Genomic DNA, 13464 nt, shown 5'->3' on the forward strand with positions numbered 1-13464 from the left:
CCGCCCGGTCTCAAGCCGGCGGGCGGGAGGTCAGGACCGGCGGATCAGCGTGCCGGCGCCGTAATCGGTGAACAGCTCGAGCAGCACCGCGTGCGGCACCTTGCCGTCGAGGATGACCACCGCCTCGACGCCCTGCTCCAGGGCGTAGATGCAGGTCTCGATCTTCGGGATCATGCCGGCCGTGATGGTCCCGTCGGCGATGAGCCGGCGGCAATCCTCGATCGACAGCTCCGGGATCAGCTTCTTGTTCTTGTCGAGCACGCCCGGCACGTCGGTGAGCAGCAGCAGGCGCTTGGCCCGCATCGCCCCGGCGATCGCGCCCGCGAAGGTGTCGGCGTTGACGTTGTAGGTCTGGTTGTCGGCGCCGACCGCCACCGGGGCGAGGACCGGGATCAGCTCGGCCTTCAGCACCGCGTCGAGCACCGTGCGGTCGACATGCTCGGGCTCGCCGACGAGGCCGAGATCGATGTGGCGCTCGATGTGCGAGTCGGGATCGGTCACCGTGCGGGCGGCGCGGCGCGCCCGCACCATGTTGCCGTCCTTGCCGCACAGGCCGATCGCCTTGCCACCCTCGGCCGAGATCCAGCCGACGATCTGCTTGTTGATCGAGCCGGCCAAGACCATCTCGACCACCTCGACGGTGGCCTCGTCGGTGACGCGCAGGCCCTCGCGGAACTCGGACTTGATGCCGAGCCGGTCGAGCATGCGGCCGATCTGCGGCCCGCCGCCATGGACCACCACGGGCTTCAGGCCCGACTGCTCGAGGAGCACGATGTCCTCGGCGAAGTCCTCCGCGGCGGCGCGGTCGCCCATGGCGTGGCCGCCATACTTGATGACCACGACCTCCTCGTCGTAGCGCTGCATGTGCGGCAGCGCCTGCACCAGCACCTCGGCCCGCACATGGACGTTGGGCAGCTGGACGTCGGGCTGCTTGTCCGCTCCGGAATCGCTCATCGTGGCGGGTTTCCTCTCGCAAGGTCGGGCCGCGGTACCGTCGCGGCGCGCGGTCGGCGCGGGGTTCTACGCATCATCGCGCGGCCTGTCACACCGAAAACGCGCGAGCGACGGCCCCGGGGCGACGACCGCGCCCCGCGTCGGACCGTCGGTGTCGGGCCGGGGTTCTGGCGACGCTGCGCGACGGTGGGATGACGGCCGCTTTCGCTGCGTCCGTCCCGCTCGGCTTTACCAGGAATTTACTATGATCGGCACAATCTGGGGACGGTTCCACGGATGCCGACGATGCGCCCCGCCGATCTCCTCCTGCCGCGTCCCGCCCTCACCAATCCCGCCCTGCTCGCCGCCACGGTGACCTCGCTGAGCGACCGCGCCGCGAGCCGCCAGGACCTCTGGCGCCTGCTGACCGACAGCTACACGGTCGACCTCGACGCCGTGGCGGCGGTGCTGCCGCGCCAGGAGCCGGAGCCGGCCTGGCTGCCGGCCAAGCGGTGAGCGCTCAGCCCACCACCCGCAGCACATCCCCCTTCCGCACCTCGCCGCCGACGACCACCTCGGCATAGATCCCGCAATCGGCGTGGCCGAGGGTCTTCTGCAGGGCCTCCGGGATCGCGAGGTCGCGTGCGCCCGTGACGGGATCGACGTTGGTCGCGGCGCAGCGCACGATGCGCTTCGTCACCTTCAGCCGCAGGCCCCCCTCGGTCACGAGTTCCGACCCGACGAGGTCGAGCTCGGCGAAGGCCGGCAACCCGGTGACGTGCAGGTTGCCGCGGAAGCGCAGGGGATCGACCGGCGCCCCGACCATGTCCTCGACCGCCGCGACGCTCGCCAGGTTGATGAGCGAGACGTAGCCGCTGCGCGAATCGGTGAAGCGGTAGCCGTCCGGCGCCGCCAGCACCTTCGGCGGGCCGCGCAGCTCCTTGGGCAGGTAGCGGCGGAAGAATGCCTCGATGGCGAGCCGCCCCTCGCGCGTCGCGAGGTCGCCCCGCGCCGCCTCCCGGTCGCCCTCGCGGATGGCGAGCACGCCGCTCGCATCGTCGAACCGCGTGATCAGCCGGGCCAGGGCCTCGTTGCGCATCAGCATGAGGTACTTGATCTTCGGCTGATGCACCGGCGAAGCCGGGTCGAAGCCGCCCGGGCCGTTCTCGACCGCGAAGAGCCGGTCGCCCGGAAAGTAGCCGCCGGCGGTGAGCGCCGCCGTCGTCAGGGGCTCGGGAGAGAGGCCCTTCACCGGGTAGCGATGGAGGGCGGTGACGGTCAGGGCGGGGCTGCTCATGCCCCATGCCTATCCGGATTCGCCGCAGCTGGGAATCGGACCCGGAGGGCGCCCGTCGAGGCATCCGCGCACCGCATGTCTCGTGACCGTGAAATCGAGGGCGCGCCCCTTGTGTTACCGATATGTCACACCACATGGGGAGAGCCGGCAGCTTCCTGGAAGGGCCGGCGCCCGGCGCGCGACGACCGCGCGAGGGCGAACCCTTCGGTCCCACCGATGCCTCGTCACGAGGGCGGGAGGATCGGCCAAGGAGGAGCGCATTCATGAACTTCGAAAAGTACACCGAACGGGCGCGGGGCTTCGTGCAATCGGCGCAGTCGCTGGCCCTGCGCGAGGGCCATCCGCAGCTGGCGCCCGCCCATGTTCTCAAGGTGCTGCTCGACGATCCCGAGGGCCTGTGCGCGGGCCTGATCGACCGGGCCGGCGGCCAGTCCCGCGTCGCGCTGGCCCAGACCGAGGCGTGGCTCGCCAAGCAGCCGAAGGTCTCGGGCGGCGCCTCGCAGCCGCAGGCGACCCGCGAGCTGATGCGCCTGTTCGACACCGCGGAAAAGGCCGCCGAGAAGGCGGGCGATTCCTACGTCACCGTGGAGCGCCTGCTGCTTGCGCTCGCGGTCGAGAAGGACACGGATGCGGGCAAGATCCTGGCTCAGGCCGGCGTCACCGCGGCCTCGCTCAACGGCGCCATCAACGCGCTGCGCAAGGGCCGCACCGCCGACAACGCGACGGCCGAGAACGCCTACGACGCCCTGAAGAAATATGCCCGCGATCTCACCGAGGCGGCCCGCGACGGCAAGCTCGACCCGGTGATCGGCCGCGACGAGGAGATCCGCCGCACCATCCAGGTTTTGTCGCGGCGCACCAAGAATAACCCGGTTCTCATCGGCGAGCCCGGCGTCGGCAAGACCGCCATCGTCGAGGGGCTGGCGCTGCGCATCGTCAACGGCGACGTGCCGGAGAGCCTGCGCGACAAGCAGCTCCTCGCCCTCGACATGGGCGCGCTGATCGCCGGCGCAAAGTATCGCGGCGAGTTCGAGGAACGGCTGAAGGGCGTGCTCTCCGAGGTCACGGCCGGGGAGGGCCAGATCATCCTGTTCATCGACGAGATGCACACGCTCGTCGGCGCCGGCAAGGCGGACGGGGCGATGGACGCCTCGAACCTCCTCAAGCCCGCGCTCGCCCGCGGCGAATTGCACTGCGTCGGCGCGACCACGCTCGACGAGTACCGCAAGCACGTCGAGAAGGACGCGGCGCTCGCTCGCCGCTTCCAGCCGGTCTTCGTCTCGGAGCCGACCGTCGAGGACACGGTGTCGATCCTGCGCGGCATCAAGGAGAAGTACGAGCAGCACCACAAGGTCCGGATCCAGGATTCGGCGCTCGTGGCGGCCGCGACCCTGTCGAACCGCTACATCACCGACCGCTTCCTGCCCGACAAGGCGATCGACCTCGTCGACGAGGCGGCCTCGCGCCTGCGCATGCAGGTCGATTCGAAGCCGGAGGAACTCGACAACATCGATCGTGAGATCGTGCGGCTGAAGATCGAGGGCGAGGCCCTGAAGAAGGAGACCGATTCCGCCTCCCGCGACCGTCTGCAGCGGCTGGAGAAGGAACTCGGCGACCTCGAGGAGCAGTCGGCCTCGATCACCGCGCGCTGGAAGGCCGAGAAGGACAAGCTCGGCCGGGCAGCCGAGCTGAAGACGAAGCTCGACGCGGCGCGCAACGACCTCGCGGCGGCGCAGCGCCAGGGCCAGTACCAGAAGGCGGGCGAACTCGCCTACGGCATCATCCCGGGGCTCGAGCGGGAACTCGCCGAGATCGAGGCGCGCGGCGCGGATGGGTCCCGCGGCAACGGTTCGGGCATGATGGAGGAGGCGGTGACGCCGAGCCACGTCGCCGGCGTGGTGTCGCGCTGGACCGGCGTGCCGGTCGACAAGATGCTGGAGGGCGAGCGCGAGAAGCTGCTCGGGATGGAGGCGGCGCTCGGCAAGCGCGTCGTCGGCCAGCACGAGGCGGTGATCGCGGTCTCCACCGCGGTGCGGCGCGCCCGCGCCGGCCTTCAGGACCCGCACCGGCCGATCGGCTCGTTCATGTTCCTCGGCCCCACCGGCGTCGGCAAGACCGAGCTGACCAAGGCGCTGGCCGGCTTCCTGTTCGACGACGACACGGCGCTCGTGCGCATCGACATGTCGGAATACATGGAGAAGCACGCGGTGGCCCGCCTGATCGGCGCGCCTCCGGGCTATGTCGGCTACGAGGAGGGCGGGGCGCTGACCGAGGCCGTGCGGCGCCGGCCCTACCAGGTCGTGCTGTTCGACGAGGTCGAGAAGGCGCATCCGGACGTGTTCAACGTCCTCTTGCAGGTTCTCGACGACGGCCGGCTCACCGACGGGCAGGGGCGGACGGTCGACTTCCGCAACACGCTGATCGTCATGACGTCGAATCTCGGCTCCGAGTATCTGGTCAACCAGCCGGAGGGCCAGGATACCGACGTGGTGCGCGACGACGTGATGACCGTGGTCCGCTCGCACTTCCGCCCCGAGTTCCTGAACCGGGTCGACGAGATCATCCTCTTTCACCGCCTGCAGCGGCAGGAGATGGGGGCGATCGTCGACATCCAGCTCGGGCGCCTCGCGAAGCTCCTGGAGGATCGCAAGATCACCCTCGACATCGAGCCCGACGCCCGCGCCTGGCTCGCCGACAAGGGCTACGACTCGGCCTACGGTGCGCGCCCGCTGAAGCGCGTGATCCAGAAGGCGGTGCAGGATCCCCTCGCCGAGCAGATTCTGGCCGGCCGCGTCCATGACGGCGAGACCGTGCCGGTGCGCCTCGGTCCCGCCGGCCTGTTCATCGGCGACCAGTCGGTCTCTCCCGACGAGCGTCGGCCGGCGCGTGCCCTGCTGAACTGACGGAGCCTGCTGGGGCCCGCTTCCTTCGGGAGGCGGGCCCCTTCGCCGTCGCAACGGCCCGAGGCCGCCGCTCCGGGCCCTCGGACGAGGATCTTGACCGACGGCCCGTGCCGTTACGGATCGCGTAGCGGCCCGGCATCCAATCGATGACCGACCGCTCGCTCGTCAGGCGCGCAGGATCGTCACTTCCTCAGCGGCACGCCCTTGGTGGTGAAGCGCTGGCCGCCGCCCGCCGGGCGTACCGGCCGCTGCGGGCCCCGCCCCTTGCCCGTGCCCAAGCCCGTCCCCGGCGGCTGCGAGAACGGCACCAGCTGGTCCGGCCGCGGCCCGATGAGGTCGGCGCGGCCCATCTCGCGCAGCGCCTCGCGCAGCAGGGGCCAGTTCTCGGGGTCGTGGTAGCGCAGGAACGCCTTGTGGAGGCGGCGCTGGCGCAGGCCCTTGATCGCCTCGACGGGCTCGCTGCCGCCGCGCCGCACGCCCTTCAGCGTGTTGACCTCGGTGTGGTACATCGCCGTGGCGGTCGCCATCGGCGAGGGCAGGAAGGTCTGGACCTGGTCGGCCCGGTAGTCGTTCTTCTTGAGCCACAGCGCGAGCTGCAGCATGTCCTCGTCGGTCGTGCCGGGATGCGCCGCGATGAAGTACGGGATCAGGTAGTACTTCTTGCCCGCCTGCTTGGCCGCCTCGTCGAACATCTCCTTGAAGCGGTCGTAGGTGCCGATCCCCGGCTTCATCATCAGGTCGAGGGGGCCGCGCTCGGTATGCTCGGGCGCGATCTTCAGGCGGCCGCCGACGTGGTGGGTGACGAGTTCCTTGACGTATTCGGGACTCCTGACCGCGAGGTCGTAGCGCACGCCGGACGCGACCATCACCTTCTTGACGCCCTTCACCTCGCGGACCTTGCGGTAGAGGCGGATCAGGTCGTCGTGCGAGGTGTTCAGGTTCGGGCAGATGTCCGGGAAGACGCAGGAGGGCAGCCGGCACGCCGCCTCGATCTTCGGGTCCTTGCAGGCCATCCGGTACATGTTGGCGGTCGGCCCGCCGACATCCGAGATCACGCCGGTGAAGCCCGGGGTCTTGTCGCGGATCCGCTCGATCTCGCGCAGGATCGAGCCCTCGGAGCGGTTCTGGATGACGCGGCCCTCGTGCTCGGTGATCGAGCAGAAGGTGCAGCCGCCGAAGCAGCCGCGCATGATCGTCACCGAGAACTTGATCATGTCCCAGGCGGGAATCTTGGCGTCGCCGTAGGACGGGTGGGGGGCCCGCGCGTAGGGCAGGTCGTAGACCGAATCCATCTCCTCGCTGGTGAGCGGGATCGGCGGCGGGTTCAGCCACAGGTCGCGGTCGCCGTGACGCTGGACGAGGGGGCGGGCATTGCCCGGATTGGCCTCCCGGTGCAGCACGCGGGAGGCGCGGGCATACGCTTCCTTGTCGTCCTTGACGACGTCGTAGGCCGGGAGCCGGATCACCGTCTCGCCGGCCTTGCGGGCGGCGGCCTCGTCGGCGGAATCGAGGTCGTCGGCGGGCAGCTCGGTGTAGTGCTCGGGCACGCGCCGGAACAGGGCGACGCCGCGCACCGACTCGAGCTCGTGCGGCGCCTCGCCGGCGGCCAGGCGGTTCGCCACCTCGACCACGGCGCGCTCGGCGTTGCCGTAGAGGAGCAGGTCGGCCTTGGCGTCCGCCAGGATCGAGCGGCGCACCTTGTCGGACCAGTAATCGTAGTGGGCGATCCGGCGCAGCGAGGCCTCGATGCCGCCGAGGATGATCGGCACGTCCTTGTAGGCCTCGCGGCAGCGCTGCGTGTACACGATGGTGCAGCGGTCCGGTCGCTTCCCGCCCTCGCCGCCGGCCGTGTAGGCGTCGTCGTGGCGCAGGCGGCGGTCCGCCGTGTAGCGGTTCACCATCGAATCGAGGTTGCCGCCGGTCACGCCGAAGAACAGCCGCGGCCGGCCGAGCGCCTTGAACGGCTCGGCCGACTGCCAGTCGGGCTGGGCGATGATGCCGACCCGGAAGCCCTGGGCCTCGAGCAGCCGGCCGATGATGGCCATGCCGAAGCTCGGATGGTCGACATAGGCATCGCCGGTCACGAGCACGATGTCGCAGGCGTCCCAGCCGAGCGCCGTCATCTCGGCGCGGCTCATCGGCAGGAACGGGGCGGCCTTGCCGGCGGGCGGCGACTTGCAGGCCAGGGCCGCCACAGGGGCCACGGATCGTTCGGCGGAAGCTTGGAGGTCCATGGGCGCCTGCATAATCCTCCGGGATCGCAAGATCAACGAAGGCTCCATCAACACAGGGATCGAGACCGGGCATGGTTCCGGCCGAGCTTGCGTTGGGGCGAGCCGCGTCGCGCGGGGCGGTTCCGCGCTCCCCGACGGCAGGCCGGCGAAGGCCGGCAAGCGGGTCTCCGGAACCCGATCCGCCCCGGTCGGCCGGCCGTTCCACGCAATGCCGATCCGGGAATTAACGGCATAGTCAGGTGAGACTGCGACAATCACTGTCAAATGGATGTGGAACCGGGGCGGTTCATGCCGAGGGCGTGGCGTAAAACTTGGGTCGAAGGCCGATCCTGGGGTAAGGGCGAGTTATACGAGACGCTTTGCCTGCTGATCATCGGGGCCGGCTGCTACCTGATCGGCAGCGTGCTCGGCATCTTCGAGGTCGCGATCGCCTTCTCCCTGCGCCACGGCCTGCTCGATCTCGTCATGCTGGCGGGGTGTATGGGTGTGGCGCTGTCCGGGGCGATCATCCGCAAGTCGCTGACGCTGCGCCGCACGATGCTGGAACGCGACGCCGCCGCGAGGCAGGCCGAGGCGATCGCCCGCCACGACGCCCTGACGGGCCTGACCAACCGGCGCCACTTCGTCGAGGCGGTGGAGAACGCCCGCCGGCGGATGGGCGAGGGCGAGCGGGCGGCGGTGTTCCTGATCGACCTCGACCGCTTCAAGCCGGTCAACGACCTCTATGGCCACGCCGCCGGCAACGCGGTCCTGTGCAGCGTGGCCGATCGCCTCGGCGCCCTGCTGCCGGCCGGCGGCATGGCCGCGCGGCTGGGCGGCGACGAGTTCGCCCTGCTGGCGCCCTTCACGGGCAGCATCGAGAACATCAAGCGGCTGGCCCAGCAGGTGATCGCGAGCCTCACGGCGCCGATCGCCTGGAACGACGGCGAGGTGAAGATCGGCGCGACCGTCGGCATCGCCCTCGTCACCGCCGAGCACGACGCCGACGCGCTCCTGCACGCGGCCGACCTCGCGATGTACCAGGGCAAGCGCGAGGGCCGCGGCACCTTCCGGGTGTTCGAGGACGCGATGGATACCGAGCTGCGCGAGCGGGCCGCCCTCGAGGCGGAGCTGCGCGAGGCGGTGGAGAACGGCGAGATCGAGCCGTTCTACCAGCCGGTCGTCGCGCTGCCGGGCCGGGACTGCGTCGGCTTCGAGGTGCTGGCGCGCTGGCGTCATCCGACCCGCGGCCTGCTCGGGCCCGACCAGTTCATCGCGATCGCCGAGGAGACCGGCCTGATCGCCGACCTCAGCTACCGGCTGCTGCAGCAGGCCTGCCGGGACGCCGTCTCCTGGCCTCCGCACCTGCAGCTCGCCGTCAACATCGCCCCCCAGCAGTTCCAGGACCGCGGCCTGGCGCAGCGGATCCTCGGCATCCTGGCCGAGACCGGATTCTCCCCGAGCCGCCTCGAGGTCGAGATCACCGAGAGCGCCCTGGTGCAGGACCTGGAGGCGGCGCGCACCACCCTGACGTCGCTCCAGAACCTCGGCGTGCGCATCGCGCTGGACGATTTCGGGACCGGCTATTCCAGCCTCTACCATCTCCGCGAGCTGAAGTTCGACAAGCTCAAGATCGACCGGTCCTACGTCGACACCATCACGCTGAGCGAGGAACGCGCCAAGCTCGTGGACGCCATCATCAGCCTGGGCCGCAGCCTGGGCCTGGTGACGACGGCGGAGGGCATCGAGACGGATGCCAGCGTCGACTGGCTCTCCGGCCAGGGCTGCGACTTCGGCCAGGGCTACCTGTTCGGCAAGCCGATGCCGAAACCGGAGATCGACGCCCTGTTCGCGGCGGCCCCGGCCGCGCGGGTCGCCATCCCGGCCCTCGCCGGCCCGGCCGAACCAATCCCGGCACATCCGGCTCGGGCAAGCTTTGCCGAGGCAAACCCCGCACTGGCAAACCCCGCACTGGCAAACCCCGCGCCGGCAAGCCCCGCCAAGACCCGCGCCCCGTCGATCCCCGACCACGCGATCATCCGGTACGGCCGGGTGAGGGCGGCCTGATCGCACGAGGACGACATCGGGGACGGCCGCCGAGGACGATGCGCGATCCGGGGCCCATGTCGGGTGTCGTCTGGGCGCCCGTTTGATTGCGAGAGTGGATCGAAAATCCTCCATCGTCATCCTGGGGCCCGGCGTAGCCGGGAACCCGGGATCCATCATCGCCGACGCTTCAAGGATCGGGCGACAAGCGTCACGCTTCGCCTGGCACCGTCAGCGGTTATGGATCCCGGGTTCCGCTGCGCGGCCCCAGGATGACGAGGTGAAGCGGCAATGTCGGCGCCAGACCGACTCAAGCAACCAGCCAAACAGGCTCTCATCTAATTTCTGCTTGATCGGCCCAAAAAAAATTGAAGGTGCATTTCCCCTCTCCCGTGTGGGCTAGCGGATTCGCATTTCTCCTTCGAGAGCTAACCCTCTGTAAATATGCACGCTTTCCCCTCCCCCTTGTGGGGAGGAGTTATGGGGATCGAAGATCCCGCGTGGGGGTGGTGCAGGAGGCACCGCTGCGCTCTATCCGGCACCACCCCCACCTCCAGCTCCTCCCCACAAGGGGGAGGAGAGGCGCGCGACCTTCATCGGGAGAAGCTCTCGAACCGAGAAGTGTGAACACGCTAGCCCGTGTGGGGGAGGGGTCGGGGCGAACGAAGATCGTGCGAGGGTGCTTCGGCTCTGGGTAAAGCTCAGGCCTTCGTTCTGGCGGCGGCACGGTCGAGTTCCATTCGGAAGCGTGTCACCCTCACCCCTAACCCCTCTCCCACGCGGGAGAGGGGATCCCGCGCTTTATTTGTTTCGGAACGGATAGAGCGGAACCCGTATCGGAGACTGTTCGACCTGATCGACAGTATTCACATCGTCCTCGTCATCACTCCCATCGAGCCGATCAAACGGCCTCGGACTCGCGATCCCGCACCCCGAACCGGGCGAAGCGCCGGGCCAGCACCGGCAGGACCGAGAGGTTCAGGAGCGTCGAGCTCGCCAGCCCGCCGAGGATCACGATCGCCATCGGTCCCTCGATTTCGCGGCCCGGCTCGCCGGCGCCCAGTGCCAGGGGCAGGAGGCCGAGGCCGGTGACGAGAGAGGTCATCAGGATCGGCACCAGGCGGTCGGCGGCGCCCTCGATCGCCGTCGCGGCGCTCCAGGGCCGATCCTCCACGAGCACGAGGTGCTCGTAGTGGGCGACCATCATGATGGTGTTGCGCAGCGAGATGCCGAACAGCGTGACGAAGCCCACGATGACGCCGAGGGAGACGAGGCCGCCGGTCGCCGCCACCGCCAGCACGCCGCCGACGAAGGCGAAGGGCAGGTTGACGAGGATCAGCCCGAGATTGGCGGCGGACCCGGTGACGACCGCGAGCAGGAGCAGGATCCCGAACCCGGCAAGGCCCGTATAGAGCGCGAGGTCCCGGCGGGCCTGGACCTGCGCCTCCGCCGCTCCGCCGATGCCGACATAGACGCCGGGCGGCAGCGTCACCTCCCGGGCGATCTTGCGCCTCACCGCCTCGGTGAACGAGGCGACGTCCCGGCCCTCGACATTCGCCGTCACCACCCGGACCCGCTGGGCGCCGTGATGCGCGATCGCGTAGCGCCCCACGGTCTCGTAGACGTCCGCGACCTGCGACAGCCGGATGGTGCTGCCCCCGGGCGTGCGCAGCGGCAGGTCGCCGAGGCCGGAGAGCCGCGAGCGGGCCGCGGGATCGAGGACGACCACGACGTTGAACACCGCGTTGCCCTCGTAGGACTGGCCGACCGTGTCGCCCTGGAAGGCGGTCCGGGCGAGCTCCAGCACCTCGATCGCATCGAGGCCCCAGTGGCGCAGGTCGGCGGGGCGCAGCGATACGGTGACCTGCGGCAGGCCCGCCGGCGACCGGAGCTGGATGCCGACGGCGCCCCGTACCTCCGCGAGTTCGCGGGCGACGTCCCGGGCCGTGGCGTCGATCCGGTCGAGGTCGGCCCCGTAGACGCTGACCACCACCGGGGCGGTGAAGCCCGACACGACCTCCTCGATGCGCTCGGTGAGGAAGGTCTTGAGCGAGAAGGTCGCGCCGGGCGTGGCCGCCATCAGCGCGCGGATCCCGGCCTCGGCCCGCTCCTGGGCCTCGCCGTCGAGGTCCGGGGCGAGGTCGACGTGGATCTCGCTCTCGTGCGTGCCGCCGAGATCGTAGCCGGCCTCGGCCCGGCCGACCTGCTGGGCGACGGCCCGCACGCCGGGGATCGCCTTGAGGCCCGCCGTGACGTGGCCGCCGAGGCGCAGGCTCTCCTGCAGCGAAGTGCCGGGAGCGGTCGCCATGTGCAGGATGAAGTGCCCCTCCTTCAGGTCCGGCAGGAAGGCGCCGCCGAAGGAGGAGATCGGCACGGCACCGACGAGGACGGCGAGGAGCCCCGCCGCGCCGACGAGGAGAGGGTGCCGCACCAGGCGTTCGAGGAGCCGGACATAGACGCCGCGCACCGCCCGGGTCACCGGCGGCTCCCGGGCGGGCAGCGTCCTGCGCCCTGCGAGCAGCAGGCGCGCGAGGGCCGGCGTGACCGTGAGCGCCACGACGAGCGACGCCAGGACCGCCAGGATGTAGGCCAGCGCCAGGGGACCGAACAGGCGGCCGGGTACGCCGGAGAGCGCCAGCACCGGCAGGAAGACCAGCAGCACCGCGACGGTCGCGTAGGCGACCGCGACCCGGACCTCCAGGATGGCCTCAAACACCACCCGGGCCTCCGGCCGCGGGGCGGCGAGGCGCCGGTTCTCCCGCAGGCGGCGCATCGCGTTCTCGACGCCGATCACCGCATCGTCGACCACCTCGCCGATCGCGATGGCGAGCCCGCCGAGCGTCATGGTGTTGAGGCTGAACCCGAACGCCCCGAGCACCAGGACCGCGCCGATGAGCGAGAGCGGAATCGCCGTCGCGCTGATCAGCGCGGTGCGCCAGTCGAACAGGAAGACCACCAGGACCACGACCACGAGGGCACCGCCGAGCGCCAGGGCCTGCAGGACGTGGCCGGTGGCCTGCGCGACGAAGCCGGCGGGGCGGAACAGGTCGGTGCGCAGGACGATCCCGTCCTTGGCGAGGCCCGGCTGGAGCTCGGCGAGCGCCGCCTCGACCCCGGCCGCGACCTCGACCGTGTTGGCGCCGACCTGCGCGCCGATCATCATCAGGACGCCGGGCTGCCCGTCGACGAGCGCGGCGCTGATCGCCGGCTCCGGGCCGGCGACGACGTCGGCGACGTCGCCGAGCACCACGCTCGCGCCGCCCTCGTTGATCAGCACCGTGCGGGCGACCGCCGCCGGGGTCACCGCCTGCCCCTCGGTCTGGAGGGTGATGCGCTGGTTCGCCGTGTCGACGAAGCCGGCCCCGCGCACGCCGGTCGCCTTGCGGCCGGCGGCGAGCACGTCGGCGAGGCCGATGCGGAACCGGACGAGGTCCTGCGGCCGGACCTGGATGCGGATCGACCGGACGTCGCCGCCATAGACCAGCACCTCGCCGACCCCCGGTGCCGCGAGGAGGCGCAGGCGCACCCGCCAGTCCGCGACCGTCCGCAGGTCCATGAGCGAGCGCGTCGGCGAGGTCAGGCCGACGAGCAGGATCGCGCTCGTCGAGGAGGTGAGGGCGGTCATCGTCGGCGAGGCGCCCCCCTGCGGCAGTCGGCCGGCGAGCCCGGCGAGCCGCTCGCCGACGAGCTGGCGCGCCCGGTAGATGTCGGTCCCCGAGCGGAAGGTCGCGGTCACCACCGAGACGCCCTGGATCGAGTTCGACCGCAGGCTCGCGAGGCCGGGCAGGCCGTTGACGACGCCCTCGACGGCCTGGGTGACCAGCACCTCGACCTGTTCCGGGTTGAGACCGGGGGCCTCGGTCTGCACCGTGACGGCGGGCGGGGCGAATTCCGGGAAGACGTCGTACTTGGCCGACGTCAGGGCGACGAGGCCGTAGACGACGAGCGCGAGCGCGAGGGCGACGACGAGGCCCGGGCGGCGCACGGACAGTCGCACCAGCGCCGCCTGCAGGCCGGAGGGGGGCGGCCGGTCGGCTGGCCGCGGATCGGTGTCGGTCGGGGTCACGTCGAG

At 70.6% G+C, this 13464-nt stretch carries 7 protein-coding genes; 3 read left to right on the forward strand and 4 right to left on the reverse strand.

From position 1 onward, the window contains the following. Positions 1-30: 30 nt before the first annotated feature. Entirely contained in the window at positions 31-954 is a 924-nt protein-coding gene (gene argB, locus miv_RS22525; RefSeq protein WP_048428801.1) for an acetylglutamate kinase, read from the reverse strand. 285 nt (positions 955-1239) lie between these two features. Between argB and miv_RS22530 the strand changes: the two genes are divergently transcribed. Beyond that, positions 1240-1449, forward strand: coding sequence for a hypothetical protein (locus tag miv_RS22530; protein ID WP_048428827.1), 210 nt, complete (start codon positions 1240-1242; stop codon positions 1447-1449). Positions 1450-1453: 4 nt separating this feature from the next. On the opposite strand, the gene miv_RS22535 is transcribed toward miv_RS22530, so the two are convergent. Beyond that, entirely contained in the window at positions 1454-2230 is a 777-nt protein-coding gene (locus miv_RS22535; RefSeq protein ID WP_207178985.1) for an MOSC domain-containing protein, read from the reverse strand. 263 nt (positions 2231-2493) lie between these two features. Between miv_RS22535 and clpB the strand changes: the two genes are divergently transcribed. Then, positions 2494-5133, forward strand: coding sequence for an ATP-dependent chaperone ClpB (gene clpB / locus miv_RS22540; protein ID WP_207178987.1), 2640 nt, complete (start codon positions 2494-2496; stop codon positions 5131-5133). Positions 5134-5315: 182 nt separating this feature from the next. On the opposite strand, the gene miv_RS22545 is transcribed toward clpB, so the two are convergent. Beyond that, positions 5316-7367, reverse strand: coding sequence for a YgiQ family radical SAM protein (locus tag miv_RS22545; protein ID WP_058619157.1), 2052 nt, complete (start codon positions 7365-7367; stop codon positions 5316-5318). Between the two features lie 288 nt (positions 7368-7655). Here miv_RS22545 and miv_RS22550 point away from each other — a divergent pair, with 288 nt between their 5' ends. Then, entirely contained in the window at positions 7656-9413 is a 1758-nt protein-coding gene (locus miv_RS22550) for a putative bifunctional diguanylate cyclase/phosphodiesterase (protein WP_244748656.1), read from the forward strand. An 880-nt stretch (positions 9414-10293) separates the two neighbouring features. On the opposite strand, the gene miv_RS22555 is transcribed toward miv_RS22550, so the two are convergent. Next, positions 10294-13458 carry an efflux RND transporter permease subunit gene (locus miv_RS22555; RefSeq protein WP_207178989.1) on the reverse strand — a complete coding sequence of 1055 codons (3165 nt, stop codon included), beginning with the start codon at positions 13456-13458 and terminating at the stop codon, positions 10294-10296. Positions 13459-13464: the final 6 nt, after the last annotated feature.

The sequence above is a fragment of the Methylobacterium indicum genome (assembly GCF_017347565.1).
Classification (GTDB): Bacteria; Pseudomonadota; Alphaproteobacteria; order Rhizobiales; family Beijerinckiaceae; genus Methylobacterium; species Methylobacterium indicum.